At 31.5% G+C, this 20,446-nt stretch carries 22 protein-coding genes and 1 riboswitch; of the genes, 2 read left to right on the top strand and 20 right to left on the bottom strand.

The genetic code is table 11. The features are described 5' to 3' along the window. The 8 genes from CLHOM_RS17975 to dapB form a co-directional block, all read right to left on the bottom strand. Positions 1-204, bottom strand: a 204-nt coding sequence (locus tag CLHOM_RS17975) for a CoA-transferase (protein WP_341377001.1), incomplete at its 3' end; no start/stop codon positions are given. Continuing rightward, a complete protein-coding gene (locus tag CLHOM_RS12835) occupies positions 161-460 on the bottom strand; it encodes an AtuA-related protein (RefSeq protein ID WP_052222091.1) in 300 nt (99 codons plus the stop codon). The genes CLHOM_RS12835 and CLHOM_RS17975, both read right to left, overlap by 44 nt. Before the next feature lie 4 nt (positions 461-464). After that, entirely contained in the window at positions 465-1,820 is a 1,356-nt protein-coding gene (locus CLHOM_RS12840; protein ID WP_052222092.1) for an acyclic terpene utilization AtuA family protein, read from the bottom strand. 142 nt (positions 1,821-1,962) lie between these two features. Further along, positions 1,963-3,246 carry a CitMHS family transporter gene (locus CLHOM_RS12845; protein WP_278321739.1) on the bottom strand — a complete coding sequence of 428 codons (1,284 nt, stop codon included), beginning with the start codon at positions 3,244-3,246 and terminating at the stop codon, positions 1,963-1,965. Positions 3,247-3,467: 221 nt separating this feature from the next. Continuing rightward, positions 3,468-4,808, bottom strand: a complete 1,341-nt coding sequence (locus CLHOM_RS12850) for a sigma-54 interaction domain-containing protein (protein ID WP_052222093.1) — start codon at positions 4,806-4,808, stop codon at positions 3,468-3,470. A 77-nt stretch (positions 4,809-4,885) separates the two neighbouring features. Next, on the bottom strand, positions 4,886-5,743 hold the full coding sequence (gene ablB / locus CLHOM_RS12855; protein ID WP_052222094.1) for a putative beta-lysine N-acetyltransferase: 858 nt from the start codon (positions 5,741-5,743) through the stop codon (positions 4,886-4,888). Further along, positions 5,730-7,001: a lysine 2,3-aminomutase gene (gene kamA, locus CLHOM_RS12860; RefSeq protein WP_052222095.1), complete on the bottom strand. Its 1,272-nt coding sequence runs from the start codon at positions 6,999-7,001 to the stop codon at positions 5,730-5,732. Before kamA ends, ablB begins: the two co-directional genes overlap by 14 nt. A 27-nt stretch (positions 7,002-7,028) precedes the next feature. Next, on the bottom strand, positions 7,029-7,916 hold the full coding sequence (gene dapB / locus CLHOM_RS12865; protein WP_052222096.1) for a 4-hydroxy-tetrahydrodipicolinate reductase: 888 nt from the start codon (positions 7,914-7,916) through the stop codon (positions 7,029-7,031). Positions 7,917-8,037: 121 nt separating this feature from the next. Next, positions 8,038-8,170, bottom strand: a riboswitch (cyclic di-AMP (ydaO/yuaA leader). 240 nt (positions 8,171-8,410) lie between these two features. Between dapB and CLHOM_RS12870 the strand changes: the two genes are divergently transcribed. Then, complete coding sequence (locus CLHOM_RS12870; RefSeq protein WP_052222097.1) at positions 8,411-9,028, top strand: GGDEF domain-containing protein; 618 nt, start codon at positions 8,411-8,413, stop codon at positions 9,026-9,028. 86 nt (positions 9,029-9,114) lie between these two features. Here the strand turns inward: CLHOM_RS12870 and CLHOM_RS12875 are convergent, their stop codons facing one another. The 12 genes from CLHOM_RS12875 to CLHOM_RS18555 form a co-directional block, all read right to left on the bottom strand. Further along, positions 9,115-9,912, bottom strand: a complete 798-nt coding sequence (locus tag CLHOM_RS12875) for a hypothetical protein (RefSeq protein WP_052222098.1) — start codon at positions 9,910-9,912, stop codon at positions 9,115-9,117. Between the two features lie 170 nt (positions 9,913-10,082). Further along, positions 10,083-10,994, bottom strand: coding sequence for a class I SAM-dependent methyltransferase (locus CLHOM_RS12880; RefSeq protein ID WP_052222099.1), 912 nt, complete (start codon positions 10,992-10,994; stop codon positions 10,083-10,085). A gap of 188 nt (positions 10,995-11,182) precedes the next feature. Beyond that, positions 11,183-11,626, bottom strand: coding sequence for a type II 3-dehydroquinate dehydratase (aroQ, locus tag CLHOM_RS12885; RefSeq protein WP_052222100.1), 444 nt, complete (start codon positions 11,624-11,626; stop codon positions 11,183-11,185). A gap of 91 nt (positions 11,627-11,717) precedes the next feature. Continuing rightward, a complete protein-coding gene (locus CLHOM_RS12890; RefSeq protein ID WP_052222101.1) occupies positions 11,718-12,215 on the bottom strand; it encodes a shikimate kinase in 498 nt (165 codons plus the stop codon). Positions 12,216-12,223: 8 nt separating this feature from the next. After that, positions 12,224-13,036, bottom strand: a complete 813-nt coding sequence (gene aroE, locus CLHOM_RS12895; RefSeq protein WP_074782882.1) for a shikimate dehydrogenase — start codon at positions 13,034-13,036, stop codon at positions 12,224-12,226. A 24-nt stretch (positions 13,037-13,060) separates the two neighbouring features. After that, positions 13,061-14,242, bottom strand: coding sequence for a prephenate dehydratase (pheA, locus tag CLHOM_RS12900; RefSeq protein WP_052222103.1), 1,182 nt, complete (start codon positions 14,240-14,242; stop codon positions 13,061-13,063). Between the two features lie 22 nt (positions 14,243-14,264). After that, positions 14,265-15,335 (bottom strand): chorismate synthase, encoded by a 1,071-nt coding sequence (gene aroC / locus CLHOM_RS12905; RefSeq protein ID WP_052222104.1) that lies wholly within the window; start codon positions 15,333-15,335, stop codon positions 14,265-14,267. Further along, a complete protein-coding gene (gene aroA / locus CLHOM_RS12910) occupies positions 15,313-16,614 on the bottom strand; it encodes a 3-phosphoshikimate 1-carboxyvinyltransferase (protein ID WP_052222105.1) in 1,302 nt (433 codons plus the stop codon). The genes aroC and aroA overlap by 23 nt, the downstream gene beginning before the upstream one ends. Positions 16,615-16,635: 21 nt before the next feature. Then, positions 16,636-17,697 (bottom strand): 3-dehydroquinate synthase, encoded by a 1,062-nt coding sequence (gene aroB / locus CLHOM_RS18175; RefSeq protein WP_052222106.1) that lies wholly within the window; start codon positions 17,695-17,697, stop codon positions 16,636-16,638. Further along, positions 17,698-18,549, bottom strand: a complete 852-nt coding sequence (locus tag CLHOM_RS18180) for a prephenate dehydrogenase (protein WP_052222107.1) — start codon at positions 18,547-18,549, stop codon at positions 17,698-17,700. Positions 18,550-18,569: 20 nt separating this feature from the next. Beyond that, the gene (gene aroF, locus CLHOM_RS12925; protein WP_052222108.1) at positions 18,570-19,583 is read right to left on the bottom strand and encodes a 3-deoxy-7-phosphoheptulonate synthase; all 1,014 of its coding nucleotides are present in this window, start codon (positions 19,581-19,583) and stop codon (positions 18,570-18,572) included. Positions 19,584-19,697: 114 nt separating this feature from the next. Further along, entirely contained in the window at positions 19,698-19,841 is a 144-nt protein-coding gene (locus CLHOM_RS18555; RefSeq protein ID WP_175478663.1) for a hypothetical protein, read from the bottom strand. A gap of 260 nt (positions 19,842-20,101) precedes the next feature. On the opposite strand from CLHOM_RS18555, the gene CLHOM_RS12930 reads away from it, so the two are divergent. Then, a complete protein-coding gene (locus CLHOM_RS12930; RefSeq protein WP_175478662.1) occupies positions 20,102-20,437 on the top strand; it encodes a hypothetical protein in 336 nt (111 codons plus the stop codon). Positions 20,438-20,446: the final 9 nt, after the last annotated feature.

Here is a 20,446-nt window from a genome sequence, read left to right on the forward strand (position 1 = left end):
ATCATTGGAAATAATGGTTAGGTTTTTAACTCCTTTTTTTATTAAACCATTAATTAATGTCTCTGGTGTACCAACCCCTAGAAATCCGCCTATCATTATGCTCATATTATCTTTAGCATATTCCAAGGCCTCTTCTATATTTTTTATTTTTTCCATATATCTATATCTCCATTTCAAGTAGTGCTGAACTAAGACTCTTGCCATGCTTGTCAATAGCTAATGATCTAGTTACACCTCCACCTAATGCTTTATCCATAACAAAATTTAAGGCTCCAAGGTTAGGAAGTTCATATCTTTTTACCTCTCCCATGACGATGTCTTTAAACCATTCTTTCACACGTTCAGGAGTTACTTTTTCTAGAAGTAATTGATAGTCTTCTTCTTTATATGCTATCAAAGATATATTCGATATATTACCTTTATCTCCAGTTCTTGAATGTGCTATTTCTTTTAGTTTCATATCACTATACCTCCTCATAAACAACTTCTATTTTAATATCATTACGTGGTACAAATATTGACGCAATAGAACCTATTTGTTTTACAGACTTCATAGCTCCACCACCACCGGATGGTCCATTAGTATAAAGAGCTTCTACCTCATTTGCTATTAATTCAGCATTTTTTCTATCCTTTGTTCTTCCTGATACTCTTAATCTAACTTCACTTAATTGAATTCTGTCATTTATCATAGAATCACTTATATAGTCTTTATATAAAGAGTTTAATCCAATATAATCTATCCTAAGTTCCTCTATATCTGCATCAATATAATCAAGTCTTTTTTTAACTATTTCTCCAGCTAACTTAGCTCTTTCATAAGCACCTGAACCTCCATAGCTGATCTCACCTTCACCAATAAAGCAGTCCATATATCCCACACTAACCTTTAAGGTCTCAGTCTTCTCTCTTCCAGTCGCTCCTTTAATAAGAACTCTATCTTTACCCACTTGTTCCATAGTAATCTTTGTAAAATCTGCTATTGCATCTGGAGTAATATATGCTGATGGATCATGAATTTCATAAATTATTTGTTCTTTACAAGTAGCAGTGCTAACTAATCCTCCTGTACCTTCAACTTTTGTTATAACAACATCTCCATTTTCACTAACTTCTGCTATTGGGAAGCCTACATTCCATGCATCTGGAACATCTTTATATCCAGGATCTGCAAAATATCCACCACATACTTGAGCAGCACATTCTAACAAGTGCCCTGTCATTATGCCCTTTCCAATTAAGTTATAATCATTAATATCCCATCCAAACTCATATATAATAGGAGCAAGGAATAAAGCAGGGTCTGCTACACGTCCTGTTACTATAATATCTGCACCATTTCTTAAGGCTTCTACAATTCCATCTACACCTAAATAAGCATTAGCTGAAACTATTTTACCTTCTAAAGTTTTTAACTTTTCTCCTAATTCTAAAATATTATAATTCATGTATTTATCTATAGAATCAAAGATATCATCTCCTAGCACTGCTGCTATTTTTAAACCTGTAATTCCTTTTTCTTCAGCTATTCTTTTTATGGCCCTAACTGCTGCATAAGGATTAGCAGCCCCCATATTAGTTATAATTTTTATATGCTTTTCTGAACATAATGGAAGCACGTTCTCCATACGGTTTTCTAAAAGATTATTATAACCTTTCTCTGGGTTTTTAAGTTTTTCTTCTTGAGCTATAGCTATAGTTCTTTCTGCTAAACATTCAAAAGCTATATAATCTAAATTTCCTTTCTCCATAAGCTCTACTGCTGGCTCTATCCTATCACCAGCATATCCAGCTCCTGATCCTATACGAATTGTTTTCATTTAGCAAACCTCCCTAAATAATTTTATTTTTATTTCTTTAGATAATATCTTGTTTTTATAATTTAATTGCTCCTACTATTAGTGCTACTATTAGCATTACAAGAGTAGTCGCGAATGCATATGGAATAGTTTTCTTTTGATGCTATCCAAGGTCAACTCCTGTAAGTCCTATAAGTAAAAATGTAGCGCCAGTTAATGGGCTTATAGGAAATCCTGTTGTCATTTGTCCTAGAATTGCTGCTCTACCTACATTTACACCAGAAACTCCAAAGGCATTAGCTGCTTCTGAAAGTACTGGAAGTATACCAAAGTAGAATGAATCTGGATCAAATAATAAGCTTGCTGGCATTGATATGACACCAGTAATAATTGCTATATATCTTCCTAAAGATTCAGGTATAATTGATACCATGACACTTGCCATTTCTTTTATCATTCCTGAATTTTGCATAATTCCTATGAATGCACCTGCTGCAAAAAGTATACTTGCCATCATAAGAGCTTCTTTTGCATGGGCATCAACTCTTTCTCTTTGGTCTTTCACACTTGGATAGTTAATCATCATAGAAATTGAGAAAGCTATCATAAATACAACAGTTGGTGGAAGCTTATCACTTATGAGTACAGCAATAGCTACTACAATAGTGATAATATTTACAATAAATAATTTAGGCCTAGCTAGCTTTGCCTTTTCTTCATCTACTTTTCTATCAACGTTTACATCAGTTGTATTTTCATGGCTAATTCTTGATTTTTCCATTTTACCTAGTCTATAATCTACAAATAGTACAAATATAATTCCTACAATAATAGGTATAAGAAGAGGATTAAATAATTCTGTAACAGATACCTTTAGTGATGTAGCTGCTCTTATTGTTGGTCCTCCCCATGGAAGAATGTTCATAACTCCAGCAGACAGTGCTACTACAGTTGCTAAAGTTGTCCTTCTCATTCCAAGAGCATCATATAAAGGAAGCATAGCTGGCACAGTAACTAGAAATGTAACTGCACCTGAACCATCTAAATGCACAAGCATAGCCAATATTCCAGTACCTATTGTGATTTTAACAGGGTCTTTACCTACCACTTTAAGGACCTTATTGATAATAGGGTCAAAGGTTCCAGCATCAGTTAGGATGCCAAAGAATAGTATAGCAAAAATAAACATTGTTCCTGTAGGTGCTATAGACTTAACTCCATCTGTAATAAACTTACCGATTTGAAATCCAGAACCGCCAATTAAAGCTGTTATTACTGGAATAACTATTAATGCTAATACCGGCGTAGCCTTTTTAGTCATGATAACTGCTAATAAGGCTATAATTGTAATAAATCCAAGTAATGCTAACATAAATAATACCTCCTTAAAATTTAAAGTTATAATTTTAACAATATTACTAGCAATCTCTATGCCAAGTTTAATCATTAAAAAAGATCTTTAAAATAGCTTATTTCCTGCTTTCTAGTCATAAATTATGTAGAAATGTATATTTACTTTCTAAATTTTTATAAATCTTTAACTATTATTATGAAATAAAATAAGAGGGATTATTTAATCCCTCTATGCTAATATGAATTCTAAAATATTAGAATCTTCATATCATAATTTCTAACATTTTAGAAATATCTTTGATATTATTTTTTAGTTTACTTTAATTTATTATATAAGGTAGCTAATGATATATCTAATGCTTCAGCTGCTTTTTTCTTTCCCTCTACAGTGTCTCCATAAATAAGAATAGCCTTTCTTATCTCGTTTGCCTCTGCTTCTCTTATAACTTCTTCAAGAGATTTTAATTTAACAAGATTTTTCTTTATTCCTTCCCTTTGAATTATCTTAGGAAGATTATCTGGCGTAATAATACAATCATCTGTCATATTTGAAGCAAACTCTATTGTATTCTTAAGTTCTCTAATATTACCAGGCCAAGGATAGCTTAATAGCATATTCATTGCATCATTAGTTATTTCTACATATCTCCTAGTTTTATTAGATAGTTCATTTATAAAATGCTTTACAAGAGGTTTTATATCCTCTTTTCTCTCTCTTAGAGGGGGAATGTTTATAGGGATTACTGCCACCCTGTAATATAAGTCTTCTCTAAATTTCCCTTCCGTTATCATATTTTCAAGCTTCTTATTTGTAGCTGCAATAATTCTAACATTTAAAGTTTTTTCTCTTAAGCCTCCTATAGGCCTTATAGTCCCCTCCTGCAGTACTCTCAAAAGTTTTGCCTGAAGTCCATACCCTATCTCAGATACTTCGTCTAAAAATAAGGTACCTCCGTCAGCTAATTCAAATAATCCTATTTTTCCACCCTTTCTTGCACCTGTGAAAGCTCCCTCTTCGTATCCAAAGATCTCACTTTCTAGCAAATTCCCTTCAAAAGATGCACAATTTACCGCAATAAAAGGTCCTTCCTTCCGATAACTTCCATTGTGTATTGAACTTGCATATAATTCTTTTCCTGTACCACTTTCTCCAGTAATAAGCACATTTGAATCAGTGATTGCTATCTTTTCAGCTAAGGATTTCATTTCAATAGAAATTTCATCCTTAGATATAATATTATCAAAATTGTATTTTGCTTGTTCAATGCTTTTTACTTGTCTTTTAAGCCTTTGAATTGTTATATTTGATTTATTTAATTCTTCTGTAAGTTTATACACATCGGTAATTTCGTTTAAAATTGATATTCCTCCAATTATTTGTCCATTCTCTATAATAGGAGCCATATTAACTACATATTCTATATTGCCCTCTTTTCTTTGTATTCTTAATTGCTTTTCTCCATTTCTTATTACATGAGGTAGCCTTGCCCCTGGTCTTATAGCTAACAAAGATTCCCCTATTATATCTTTGTCTTCTACTTTAGTTATTCTTGTATATGAAGGATTTATATATTTTACTATAAATTCTTTATCTGCTATTAAAACTCCGTCATAAAGAGAATCCAATATAATTTTTACCCAATTAGTAATTTCCATATTATCTCCTTTGGCATAATTCCTTTTTTACATTATAAATATTATACCACATTATATTTTTAGGGATTCCTTTATGACTATATACTGATATTTTTTATCCAAATATTCATATCCTCAAAAGTACCACATATATTACAATTATTTATTAATCTACCTGTAAATTTATAATTATGTTTACTTAATACAATATTAATTCCTGGATTTACTGCTCTACATAGACTATATAAAGTAATATATCCTTTCTTTTTTAGATCTAGTTCTAAGGAATAAATTATATTAGATAATATACCTTTGCCTCTATAATCTGAATAAGTAGCACAATCAGTTATTTCCGCATTTAAGTTATCTTTGTCCATATCTGCTGAAGCTATTCCAACTATTTTACCATTATAATCAGCCACTTTATATAAAACATTTCCATTCATAGTTTCCATTAAATATTCTTCATTATAAACTGGTGAAGGATAGGTTGAAAATACTGCAGAAAATAGTTTTACCATTTCCTTAATATCCTTTTCTTCTGCATCTCTTATAAAATATTCATTTTTATTACTATCATATGTGAAAGTATCTTTTAGTCCCAAACACTGCTGCACTAACAGCTCTTCTATATGAAGATTACTAGAAATTTTTCTTTTATTACTTAAAAAATATGACATACAAAATGCATCTTTCCCATTAAAATACCCATTAATTTCACCTTCCATTTTAAATCCTGCTTCTTTAAAAATTTCAATAGACTTCATACCACAATTGCAGATAACTTTGTCTAAATTTTCATCTACTGAAAAATCAATTATTTTTTTTAAAGTTTCAGATGAAATACTATCAATATCAATTATCTTTACGCGTCTATTTGGATAATCTACATATATTTTTGTGCAGTTTATCTTTGTATAATAGTTGTTATATAAATTACATTTATTTAGCTTCAAGAAATTCTTTCCTCCTTTTCATTCTGAAATTACTTTTAGGAGTTAAGCAAACTCTTTCATCTCTAAAGAGTTTTTCCAACCCTTTATACTCATGTTTTTCGAATTCATTACATATTCCACAATTTATGCATTCATGACTTTTATCAGCTGGTTCAGTATAAGTGCATAGTACACCTTCATAATTTCTAAGTATTAACTTCTCATTTGATTGTGAAACTAGATACTGAGGATTAATAGGTATTTTACCTCCACCACCGGGAGCATCAACAACAAAAGTGGGTACTGCAAATCCTGAAGTATGTCCACGTAAAAGTTCAATAATTTCTATTCCAACTGAAACTGGAGTTCTAAAATGTTCAATTCCTTCTGATAAATCACATTGATATATATAATATGGTCTTACTCTATTCATCACCAGCTTCTGAACAAGACTTTTCATAATATAAGGGCAGTCATTTATATTTTTTAACAGCACAGACTGATTTCCTAATGGAATACCAGCATCTGCTAACATTCTGCAAGCTCGCATTGAATCTTCAGTTATCTCTTTTGGATGATTAAAATGCGTATTAATCCACACCGGATGGTATTTTTTTATTATATTACAGAGATTATCAGTTATTCTTTGTGGCATGACAACTGGAGTCCTAGTTCCAATTCTTATAATCTGAACATGATCTATTTTCCTTAATTTTTGTAAAATAAATTCAAGTTTTTCATCTGAAACACACAATGCATCCCCGCCTGATATGAGTACATCCCTTACTTCCTTATGATCCTTTATATATTTAATGGCTTTTAACAAGTTGCTGGTAGATAACGACTTGTCTTCATGTCCTGCAAAACGTCTCCTTGTACAATGCCTGCAGTACATCGAACATTGTTCAGTAATAAGAAAAAGCACTCTATCTGGATACCTGTGTGTAAGTCCGGGGACAGGAGAATCAAAAGTTTCGTGCAGGGGATCAGAGCTATCATGTTTGGAAACTTTTGTTTCGTGAATGGTCATTATCGCTTGCCTCCTAATTGGGCAATTATAGTCATCTATATCAATTAAAGTTGCATAGTAAGGAGTTATTGCCATTTTTAATTTATTATGGCTAGCATTTAATCCATCTTTTTCTTCTTTAGTGAGATTTACAACTTGTTCTAATTGTTCTAGTGTCTTAATTCTATTAGCCATCTGCCATTCCCAACTATTCCACTGGCTTTCTGTAACATCTTTCCACATCTCTATTTCTTCATAATTTCTTTTCAATATAAAAACCTCTTTCTAAAATTAGAATTAACAAATTTTATCTACCACCATAGAATCACCTTCCATATCCACTGCTGCTATTTCTTCAATATTATTGAAGCTTTGTTTATTATCACTTTTATATAAGTCTTCAATAATTTTTGATAAACATAGCACATCTTTCATCTCATAAAATCCAATTTTATCTTGTATAAAATTCACTGCATGAATTGCACCTGCTGCAAAAACCTTTCGCGAATAGGATTCATGCGAAATTGTAATATTATCATTTTCTCCAACAATTAATACCTCATGTTTTCCAACTACACCGCCAGCACGTACAGAATTTATAGGAATTTTCTCTTGAGAAATATCTTTTCCTTGATATACTAATCCATCCTCAATTTCCTTACGTATCTTTAATGCTGTACCAGAAGGTATGTCTTTTTTATTTCTATGATGAATTTCAGAAATTTGAAAATCATAGGTATTTAATAGAACAGAAGCCAATTTGGTTAAAATCATCATCACATTCACTCCAAGAGTTATATTTGGAGCATACACTATTCCTATATTATTATTAACTGTTAAATTCTCTAATCTTTTTAATGCTAATTCTGAAAAACCAGTTGTCCCAATGACCATGTTAACCTTCATCTTTGATATTATTTCTGCATTTTTTAATGTAGCTTCTGGGCTAGAAAAATCAATTACAACATCTGGCTTACATCTCAATATAGATTCAACTAATTTGTTAGCTTCCTCTATTTTAATACCAGTATCATTGATTCCAATTACTTCGCCTAAATCCTTATGCTTTTTATTACTGCCAGGACTACATATAGCTGATACAATCTTCATATCACTTCGCTTGTACACTAACTTTGCAATTTCTTTTCCTGTCTTTCCAATGCCAATTAAACATACTCTTATCATGATAATCCCCCTTAATTAATTATTATCAAAAAAATAATAAGCTGTAGAGAAGTCTCTACAGCTTATCAAATCCCATTATTAACATGCATACCAAAAAAAGTATGCTGTAAAGTATTGAAAAACAACTTCCCTTCAACGCTTACGAGATTAGCTGACGGATTCGGGTCGAAGAAATTAACCCTACTTATCATAACAATAAGATTCACCCCTAAAAATTGGTTCTCCCGCTCAAATTGATTCAGCGTAATTAATATTTATTATTTTTCCCATATAGTTACCATTTGTAATAAGCATATCATGTTAATATATATATGTCAACATATATATGTAATTATACATATTTCTATGTTGTGCTTAAACATCCTTTAATCAAGCAAAGTTGAAAAAGTGAGCAAGTATAAGTTTGCGTATTATATATTGACGCATATATATGTTAATGCTAGTATAATAAATTATAGGATTATACGATTAATGATTATATATGGAGATTACTTATGAAAAGAACACTTGCTTCAAAAGAATATTTAGTATCTAAAATAGAAGAATTGATATCCAAAAATGAGGGACCCTTTAGCTTGGTAGTAACTGATATCGACGACTTTACAAATATAAATAATTTATATGGTAATCGTATTGGTGATGAAGTAATAAAAAAACTTATTTCAATTTTAAATAACAATCTATCTTCTACAGATATTATTTGTAGAACTGGCGATGAATTTAATATTCTACTTGTAAAAAAAGGTGCCGAAAGAAGTTTTATGGAATTAGAAGAAATAAGGAGATATTTATCCGATAATACATTTACTTTAAGTGATGCTAAAGAAGAAAATATTTATTTTACTTTAAGCTTTGGAGTAGCAAGTTATCCAAGAGATGCTAAGAATGTAATTGAGCTTTTCAGAGTAGCTGATAGTGCTTTATTTAGAGCAAAAGAATTAGGTAAAAATAGAATATGTCTTTCAGAGGTAGAAAGCATGGTTCTAAAATCCAGCTACTTCACAAAAACTCAGCTTGACAGACTCTCTAGACTTTCTAAAGCAACTGATAGAACTGAAGCATTTCTGCTAAGAGAAGCTCTTGATGATTTATTTAAGAAGTATGGTAAGTAAATAAAGTGCTTGCCTCAAGGCAAGCCTCTTTACTTAATGCAAATATCTTAATATTAATTTTTTATCTTTAAGAACTGAAACAATATCTATTTCTGAATGAAAGAATATATATATTTAATCCATTCATCATAAACATCCTTTTCAGATTTAGAAAAAATCTCTTCGTAAGTTTTACTACCTCTAATCAAATCCAAAACTTTATCCCATCCATACTTATTATTTAGAAAATCAATATAGCTATAGGAATACTCATAGCCTCCTATATTACCAAATCTTTTTTCATTTTCACTTTTCATGTCCTCAAGTGTAGGTAATGAGCCATATTTTGCAAAATCTCTTCTTGGGGATTGATTAGATAAAAATGTTGCAACACCGTTATCATTCCAATATGAAAGCTTTGGATTTATTTGATAATTAATTGTATGCACTAGTTCATGGGTTGCAGCTCCAATGATACTCTCATAGTCGTGTCCTTCTATATTTTCAAAAGGTGATATAATTAAAATTTTATCCTCTCTATTATCTCCAATATACCATTTGGGTGCACCTAAAATAGTAATAAGCCCATATTTTCTAATCCAAAGGAATTTTTGACTTGAATACATATAAACTTCAGTTGGATTTGAGCTTTTAAATTGAAGCTTTTCACGTATTTCACCTGAAACCTTTTCTAAGGATTCAAAAATTTTTTCTGCTCCTTTTTCATCTCCTGCTCTGTAATAGACAATGACATTTTCTCCCTTTAACTCTTTTGCTCCAAAGGGTTTAAGTATAAAAACAGGTAAAGTCTGAACTACAGCTACAGATAAAATCAAGCACATTGAAATTATAAAAATTTCATACTTTCTATTCATATTGAGAGTTCTTTTTTTATAATTTTTCATAATATAATCCCCCTTAAAAGGATTTAATTCTTAAAAATCAGATTATCTCCTTTTTACCCTCCAATGATTATTAAGATTATATTCCCTTATTCAATTATATAAAATATATTCAGTCATTTCAAATCATTAACATAGTTACATATAAATTCATTATGCTATTGTATAATAATTTACTCCTTTACCGCCAATGCAAAATTTATATTTTCAAAAGCATGATAATCATCCTTTCTTCCTTTAAAATATTTCTCTTCAATTTCCATTGGACTAAGGTGTTCATATAAAAGAAAACCTGCCTTCTCTAAATCCGAAACTAGTTCCTTACAGGAAAAACAGCTTTTCATAGGCTCATTATTTTGCATAGCTGCAAATATCATATTTTTTACTCGTCTAGTTGTTTTTTTATCATCAAATATTTCTTCATCTGCATAATCAAAAATAATTGAACTGCCCTTTTGAGAAATACTTCCTATACTCCTTAATGTATTTAATATTTCTTCACGACTCAAATAATAAGTAACTCCAAGCCAACTATAAAAGCTTAACTTATTAGTATCAAAAGAGGATTTTTTTATTTTTTCTATAAAATTATCCTTTGAAAAATCAACTGGTATGAAATGTAGATTTTTAGGTATTTCCCATCCAGCCTTTTGGATTCGTTTTAACTTTAACTCTTGTGTAACAGGATGATCTAACTCAAAAACATTAATTTTATTTAATAATTCCTCATTACGAAAAGCAAAGGTGTCAAAACCTGCTCCTAATATAACATACTGCTTAACTCCATACTTTATAGCCAGCTTTAGCATATTTTCCGCATAACTGCTGCGTGATAGCGAAATAGGTGCTATCTGATTTTGAATAACCGCTCTTAAAGCTGATTCACTATCCTTACACAGCTCTGCTTTCTCTGGAGCAAAAAAGTTTACACCCGCCGCCAAATTATAACTGATACTTTCGTATTCTTCTTCAATAAGTTCTTTTGCAAGAAAATCATCAAAAATTTTAGGACTCTCATTTATAGAATGATATGCCCTGCCATAAGCTGTTATCAATGCTGTAACACTTGATTTGTTATTTTCCATAATATTACCCCCAAAAAATATTTTTTAAATATATATATTGACATAATTATATATTTATGATATAATAGTATTTTATAATATAGCAAATTATACAGCTAAATTATATTTATGTCAATACAGATAATGTAAAAAAAGCTTTAAATAATCTTTCAAGATTATTTAAAGCTTTTTAAGTTTCACTTTATTTTTTACTTATTATTCTTATAAAATTCCTCTAGCAGAGCATTTATAGCCATTACATACCCATATATTCCAAAGCCGCATATTTGACCTACACAAGCTGCCGCTGTAACTGATTTATGTCTAAATTCTTCTCTTTTATGAATATTGCTAATATGCACTTCTACTTTTGGTATTTCTATGGACATAAGTGCATCGAAAATTGCTATGCTATAATGGGTATAAGCACCTGGATTTATTACAATACCATCGTATTTTTCATATGCTCCTTGTATGAAGTTAATTATTTCTCCTTCAATATTACTTTGAACTATTTCAACCTCCACTGATAATTCTGAGGCTTTTTCTTTTATATACTTACACATATTTTCATAATTCATTGTTCCGTAAATGTGTTTTTCTCTTATGCCCAGCATATTTATATTGGGTCCATTTATTACTAGTATTTTCAAGAAACTCAGCTCCTTTCTTTTTATTCTTAGTCGCTAATCTCTAGTCCCTAGTCTCTAGTTAAATAAGAAAACTGCTTCGCATTTTTCTTATTTATTTGAATATAGAAATAATTTTATTAACGCACTCTTCTAAGCTTTGATTTTCAATCTGATAATCACAATACTTTTTATATAAACTATATCTCTCTTTATACAGTTCATAAAGCTTTGCAGTACCAGCCTTTAGCAACGGTCTAGTTTTGATATCAACATCATTTGCTATATCCTCAATAGGTCTATTTATAAAGAAAATCACTCCTGTTTTCTTCAGAGTTTCTATATTAGACGGTTTCTTAATAACTCCCCCACCTGTGGATATAACCTGAGGAAATATGTCTGATACTTTAGATACTGCTTTAGTTTCTAATTCTCTAAAGTATTCCTCACCCTTTTCAAAAATCTCAGGAATACTTTTTCCTTCACTTGTCACTATGTATTCATCTATATCGCAAAAAGGTATTTTTAATCTTTCGGACAGTTCTTTCCCAACTGTTGTTTTTCCACAGCCAGGCATACCTATTAAAACTATATTTTGATTATTCATTGGCATTTCCACCCTTAAAACAAACTATCTATCTCTTTGTATATTTTATCAACAATTTCTTCTTTGATTTTTACACAATTCCACAGTTCCTCTGCCTTAACAGCTTGCCCTACTAACATATACAAGCCATTTATTGCTTTTATGTTCTGCTCTTTTGCATATTTTATAAGCAGAGTCTCTCTTGGGTTATATATCAAATCTACTACAGCGTCAAAGCTTCCCACTTGTTCCTTTGATAGTGGTGAATTATCAACTTTTGGATACATTCCTACTGGAGTAGAATTTATAAGTATTCCACCATTTTTTATATCTTTAATTTCCTCATAAGAGATTACCTTAAAATCGTTAAATTTGCTTTTTCCTTCTGCTTTGTTTCTTGTGGCTAAGATTATATTCGAAGCCTTATTATCTAAAAGATACTGAATTACAGCCTTTGCAGCTCCACCGGTTCCAAGTACTATAGCTTCATTGCCTTCTACTTTGATGCCAAATTTATTCAGCATCATACCAAAGCCATAGTAATCTGTATTGTATCCTTTTGTTTTTCCATCCTTAAAACAAATAGTATTAACAGCTCCTATAGCCATAGCTTCCTCTGAAATCTCGTCTAAATGTTTCATTACATCAATCTTATAGGGAATAGTCACATTTATGCCATTAACCTTTAGAGCTTTAAAGCCTTCCACTGCTTCAAAAAGCTTTGTTTTGTCTACTTCAAACAGGTGGTAATAGCCTTCTAGCTGCAGTTCCTTGAATATCAAAGAATGAATTTGCGGTGAAAAGCTGTGGGTTAATTTTTCTCCCAAAAGTCCATATAAGCCTTTCATTATTTACACCTCACTTTACTATAATTAGTCATTTGTATTATGAGCCTTGTAATTTCCTAAAAGCTTAAAATCATAACTATTATCCCTAATAGCTCTTATTGCTTCTTTTACGTTTTTATCTTCAAGATTTCCTTCAAAATCAATATAGAAGAAATATTCAAAGGGTTTATCTAAAATTGGCCTTGATTCAATCTTAACCATACTTAAATTATTTTCAGTAAAGATACTTAAAATATTATAAAGGGCACCAGCTTTATGTGGAAGTGAAAGAATAATAGTAATTTTATCATAATCTTTTTCAAGTTCAAGATTTTTACCAATTATTATAAATTTAGTGTAATTACTTTTGTTATAATTAATATTAGTTTCTATAACCTCTAAACCATGCGCCTCTGCTGCTCTCTTACTTCCTATGGCTGCCTTTTCTTTATTATTTTCATTTTTTATCATTTCAGCACTGGCTGCAGTATTTCTATAAGGAATACATTCCCAATTTGGATGGCTTCTTAAAAATTCTCTACATTGCTGTAAGCCCTGAGGATGAGAATATACTTCCTTTATATCTTCAAGTTTTGTTCCTTTAAGTCCAATAAGATTATGATTTACCTTTAATATTCTCTCTCCAACAATGAAGAAACCATATTTTCTTATAAGATCATAAACCTCAGATATTCCCCCTGTTGATGAATTTTCAATAGGAAGAACTCCATAATCAATTTCATTGTTTTTTAAAGCTATAAATACATCTTCAAATTCACTGAAATTTTTAATAGTGACTTTATCCCCAAAATGTCCAATTAGTGCTTCTTCACCAAAGGCACCAGCTACTCCTTGAAAGCCTGCTGTAATATCTTCTCTTTTAGGAATACATGTTGCTTCGTTAGCTACAGTATATCCCAATTTACTTCCATGGCTTTCTTGAGAATATGTGTTATACTCAAAAATTTCCCTTGCCTGAAGCTTTCTGCTTATGCTCATTATGCTTTTTAAAAACTCTTCCTCTGGCTTTTCAAAAGCCCTGTTTTTAACTCTTTGAAGATTTTTGCTAATTACTTCTTCTTCTCTATTTTTATTTAAAATTGGAATATTGTTTTCTTTCTTATATTGGGCTACCTTTAAGACAGCCTCCATTCTCTTTTCAAATAACTCTACTAACTGCCTGTCTATGGAATCAATCTCTTTTCTTACATTTTCTAAAGCATCCATTAAGCTAACTCCTCCTATTTAATTAAAGCATTTCCAGTATTCCCATGGCAGCTACTGCCTCAACTACGGGAACTGCTCTTTGAACAATGCAAGGGTCATGTCTTCCGTGAATTTCTATTGTAGTATCTTTCTTTTCTTGAATATCCACGGTCTTTTGTTCTTTTACTATGGATGGAGTTGGTTTAAAAGCAGCACGAAATATTACTGGCATTCCGCTGGTTATTCCTCCTAAAATTCCTCCATTATTGTTTGTAAAAGTTTTAATCCTATCTTCTTCTATATAAAACTGGTCGTTAGCTTCAGAACCTTTCATTTTACTTATACTAAATCCAGCTCCAAATTCAACTCCCTTTACTGCAGGAATTGAAAATAAAAGAGAGCTTAAAATGCTTTCCACAGATCCAAAGAAGGGAGAGCCAATTCCAGTGGGAAGATTTAAAATAGCGCACTCCACAACTCCTCCTACTGAATCCCTATCTTCCCTAGCCAATAGTATTTCTTCCTGCATTTCTAAAGCTTTATCCTTATTAATTGTTGGGAATTCTATATGTGAGAGATTTTCTAAGAACTCGTTGTTTAATTCTATTTCATCAAAAAAATTATCCTCTATAGTTCTTATACTCTTAATATGACTTCCAATTATAATTCCCTTTTTCTTTAATATCTGCTTTGCTATGGCACCTGCAATAACTATTGGAGCAGTAATTCTTCCTGAAAAATGTCCTCCTCCTCTATAGTCATTAAAGCCGCTGTATTTTACAAAGCCAGTGTAATCTGCATGCCCTGGTCTCATTAAGTTTTTTGTCTTTTCATAGTCCTTTGAATGTTGATCACTGTTTCTTATTATGGCACAAAGAGGTGTGCCAGTAGTTTTACCATTGAAATACCCGCTTAGAATCTCAAATTCGTCCTTTTCCTGTCTTGCTGTTGAAAATTTATTTTTTCCAGGAGCTCTTCTTCTCATTTCCCTATTTATCTCTTCTATATCAAGTTCAACTCCCGAAGGCAGTCCATCAATAGTAATTCCAATTGCGTTCCCGTGAGACTCTCCAAATATGGAATATTTTATTTTATTGCCCCATACTCCACTCATTTATTACACCACCCAACTTTACAAAATCCTCCCAAAAATGAGGATATGATTTTTTAACTGCCTTACTGTCTGTAATAATTAAAGGTTCTTCGCACTTAATTGATGCAACTGCCATTGCCATAGCTATTCTATGGTCATTCCAGCTGTCTACAATTCCACCCTTTAAGCTTTTCTTTCCTTTTATAATAAGTCCATCAGAAGTTTCTTCTACTTCAGCCCCAACTTTATTAAGCTCTGTTGCCATAGCCTTTAATCTATCGCATTCTTTTATCCTTACTCTTTCCGCATTGATTATTCTAGTTGTTCCCTCACTTAGTGCAGCAAGCACTGATAGTACAGGTACTAAATCTGGACATTCAGATGCGTCAATCACTATTCCTTTAGTTTCTGAAGCTTTAACTTCAATATAATCTTCTTTAATATCTAAGTTTGCTCCCATTTTCTTAACTATCTCCAATATTGCCATGTCCCCTTGAAGGGAATTTATGTTTAAGTCTTTACACTTTATATTAGCTCCTAATATTCCTGCCACTATCCAAAAAGCCGCTTGTGAAAAATCTCCTTCTACCCTGTAATCTCTATTTAGATATCTTTGATTTCCTTTTATATAAAACTCTTTGTAATCTTTATTTTCTATTTCTACTTCAAACTTTTTCATGGAATCCATAGTTAAATCTACGTAGCCTTTGGATTCTAATTCAGTAGTAACTATTATTCTTGAATCACCATCTAAAAGTGGTAATGCAAACATAAGTCCTGTTATAAACTGAGAACTTACATTTCCTTTTACCTTGTATGTGTCTGGCTTTAGCTTCCCTTTCACCTTTAGAGGTAAATTTCCTGAATTATTCTCATAGCTTATACCCTGACTTTCAAATAATTCATAATAAATGTTCATAGGTCTTGAAACTAGTTTTCCTCTTCCCTTAAAGGTTACTTCTTCCCCAGTAAGCAATGCTAGTGGGATTAAAAATCTTATGGTAGAACCAGATTCTCTGCAATCTATAGTATCATCTACAACTCTAAGGTTTCTAGTGCCCTCAACTTTAAGAGCTTTAGTTATTTCATCTTTATTCCCCACTTTTTCTTCCACTTTAACCCCAAAGCTTTCCATTCCTTTAATAGTTGCCTTAATATCCTCAGAATAAATGATATTATCAATATTACTTATTCCTTCTGATAATCCTGCACATATTACTGCTCTATGGGCTAAACTCTTTGAAGGAGGAATATTTATCTCTCCCTTTAAGGGTGATGGGGTGATTTTTACATTATCCAAGCACTCTCATCTCCTTTTGTTTTATATAAAATCTGTAACCATTTCCTTTGGCAATTTGTGCAAATAGCTTTCTCCAATATCCTTAATTAGTACTAAGCTTATATGATTTCCCTTGCTCTTTTTGTCTAAAGCTATAGTCTTTAGTATTTTTTCTTTATCCTTAAGCTGTATTTCATATTGTAAGTTATACTTTTTCAAAATCTCTTTAATAAGTTCACTTGAGCCTTTCTTGGTTATGCTCATTTCTTCGCTTTTCTTTGTAATTGCATACATTCCTAATGCTACGGCTTCCCCATGAGTATAGGCTTCATAGTTAAAATATTTTTCTATAGCATGCCCTATGGTGTGACCAAAATTTAAAAGCATCCTGTCTCCGGTGTCTTTTTCATCTATTTCAACAATTTCTTTTTTTATACTGCAGCAGGTATAAATTATATAATCCATGTTTTGCATAAGTTCTTCTTTATTTTCATATGCTAAAAGGTTATTAAATAATTCCTTATCCTTTATACATCCGTATTTTATTACCTCTGCCATTCCATCATAAAAAAATCTTTCATCTAAAGTATTTAACATTTTTGGATCTATAAAAACTGCCTCAGGATGATAAAAGCTACCAACTAAATTTTTACCCTTAGGTAAATCCACTGCTACTTTGCCACCTATACTGCTGTCTATTTGTGCTAGAAGTGATGTAGGTATTTGAATAAAAGGAACTCCCCTTAATAAGGTTGCTGCCGCAAAACCTGTTAAATCTCCAATTACTCCTCCTCCAAGAGCAATTATTAAGTCTCCCCTAGTAATTTCAAAATCTAACAGTTCATCATAAACCCTAAGCAAAGTTTCAATTGATTTACTCTTTTCACCTGGTTCTAATACAACTTTTAACACTAAGAAGCCGTTATTTTCCAAGCTTGCCTTTACTTTTTCCCCATAAAAATTGTCAACATTTTTATCAGTTATTATTGCAACTTTTTTATTTTTGTATATGTTTTTAATCTCTGCCCCTATGTTAGAAATTAAACCCTCTTCTATGTAAATAGGATAAGATTTTTCTGTAAGGTTAACCCTAATTTCTCTCAACTAGGACATCTCCTCTCTCTTTTTACTTGCTCTACTTAAAATCTTATTTAGAGTTTCAATATCCTCATTTTCTATTGCATTCTTTAATTCTGCAATATTTTGCTGGAATTCATTAATTTCATTAATTAAGTTTTCTTTATTTCCTAAAAATAGCTCTGACCATAACTTTGTATTTATCCTAGCTATTCTTGTTAAATCTCTATAGCTATCTCCAGTAAACTTACCAGTGTCCAAGCCTGAATTATCACTATTAACTAAAGATACTGCTATTACATGAGGTAACTGACTTGTAAATCCAATGATTTTATCATGAATTTCTGGCTTTACCTTTTCTATATTTTTAAAGCCCATTTTTATTGCCATATTCTCGATAAGCTTAATATTCTGTTCTTTATTTCTATCGGTTGGAGTTATAATAAAATTTGCTCCTTTAAATATTTCTTTTGATGCATATTTAAGACCGCTGAATTCTCTGCCTGCCATTGGATGAGCAAAAACAAAGTCTATATCCTCTCTCAAAAGTCCATTAACTTCTTCTACAAACTGACTTTTAATCCCTGTTACATCAGTTATTACTGCGTTCATCTTAAAATAGTCCATATTATCCTTTATAAATTCTTTTACTAGCTTTGGGTAAACGCACATAATAACTAGATCTGATTCCATTAATGGTTCCTTTGGATCAGTATACCCTTTATCTATGACTTCCATAGCTTCTCCAAGTCTTAAAGATTCTTCACTTATGTCTACCCCATATATTTTTGAAGGCTTTAGTTCTTTTAACGCTAGGGCATATGAACCTCCAATAAGCCCTAGCCCAATAATAGTGATTTTAAAATCTGTATCCTCCATAGTTAACCCCCTAGAAATTTTTAGATGCTTCTTCCTACTGCCCCTGCAATTACTGATAAATTCTTCATTAATGAATCAAATTTTTCAGGCTTTAATGATTGTGCTCCATCACTTAATGCTTTTGCTGGATTATTGTGAACTTCTATCATAAGTCCATCTGCTCCTACAGCTACAGCTGCCTTAGCAAGAGATTCTACTAACCACCATAATCCTCCAGCATGACTTGGATCTATAACTACTGGTAAGTGGCTAAGCTTCTTTAATACTGGAACAGCACTTAAGTCTAAAGTATTTCTTGTGTATGTTTCAAAGGTTCTTATACCTCTTTCGCATAAAATTACATTTTCATTTCCTTCAGACATTATATATTCAGCTGACATTAAAAATTCTTCAAAGGTAGCTGATAATCCTCTTTTTAATAAAATAGGAGTTTTTGTTTTACCAAGTTCCTTTAGAAGATCAAAGTTTTGCATATTTCTTGCACCAACTTGTATAACATCAACATCTTCTACGAATTTCTCTACTAGGTAAGGTGACATTATTTCAGTTACTATCGGAAGTCCTGTAGCTTCTCTTGCTTTCTTCAATAGTCCTAAACCATCAAGTCCCATGCCTTGGAAGCTGTAAGGTGAAGTTCTTGGCTTAAAAGCCCCTCCTCTTAAAAATCCTGCCCCTGATTTTTTTACATCCTTAGCTAACTGAATTATTTGCTCTTCGCTTTCTACTGAACAAGGCCCTGCCATAACCGCAATTTTATCTCCACCAATAGTTTCATTCCCAACCTGAATAATTGAATTTAATGGATGAAAAAGTCTGTTAGCCTTCTTATATGGCTCTTGAACTTTAATTATCTTTTCTACTTCTTCATTGGCTTCGATTTGGCTAGCATCAATCTTACTTGTATCTCCAACTAAACCGATAATACAGTACTGTTCTCCATAAGATTCATGGATAGTAAGCCCCTTTTCTACAATGTCTTCCTTGATTCTTTCGATGCTTTCTTTTGATGCATTTGGCTTCATAATAATTATCATAAGAATAACCCCCAGTTTAAAATTTATTATAAAAAAAGAGAACCCTATAATGAGTCCTCTTTATTATTCACAAAAGTTTACAATTAATTTCGCTTAGTTAACTGTATAATAGTGTTAATTTGTATTTCTATTTAACTCATTAGAATTTGGAATTTTTAAATTTTCACAAGAAGAATAACCAGCGCTAAAATAAAAGCCCCAGTTGCTAAAATAAAAATAATATTCTCTTGTTATTCCCTTTCTAATAAGATTTTTCATAACTTTTCCTCCGAGTAATTTGCTTTATTCTCAAAACAAATTACTTTATATTTAGAATTTTATAATTAAAATAATCATCTAATGCTACTTTGTTATTGTGTTATATTATACCACGCTGAAATTTCATGTCAACAAAAAGTTCTATATCTTTTAAAATTTATTTTATTAACACATTTTATTCTCCATGAATATAATATATTAACTCCATGATATCTACATCTTAGACAAGCTACATGACTTAAGATACGGAGGTGACTTTAATGATAGGCTCATTTTTATTTCCTTTATTATTTCTAGGTGGTCTTAATAGAGGAGGATTTGGCTGCAAGCAAGGCTGTGGAAATTTTAACAGCTGCTGTAGACCACGCTGTACTCCTTGTTGTAATGAATGTTGCGACCCTTGCCATAGAAAGTGCTGCGACCCTTGTGATTCTTGCTGTTGTAAAAAACATCACAAGCATCATAAACACCACAAACATCACAAGTGTGAAGAGTACTGCTGCACATGCTATCCAGTAAAACAATGCTGCTGTAATAGATGTAATCAGTGCCCTCAACAAAATCAATGCTCTTTCTTTGATTGGTTCTGCTGCTAATAACTATTA

Source organism: Clostridium homopropionicum DSM 5847, assembly GCF_001263795.1.
Lineage (GTDB): Bacteria > Bacillota > Clostridia > Clostridiales > Clostridiaceae > Clostridium_H > Clostridium_H homopropionicum.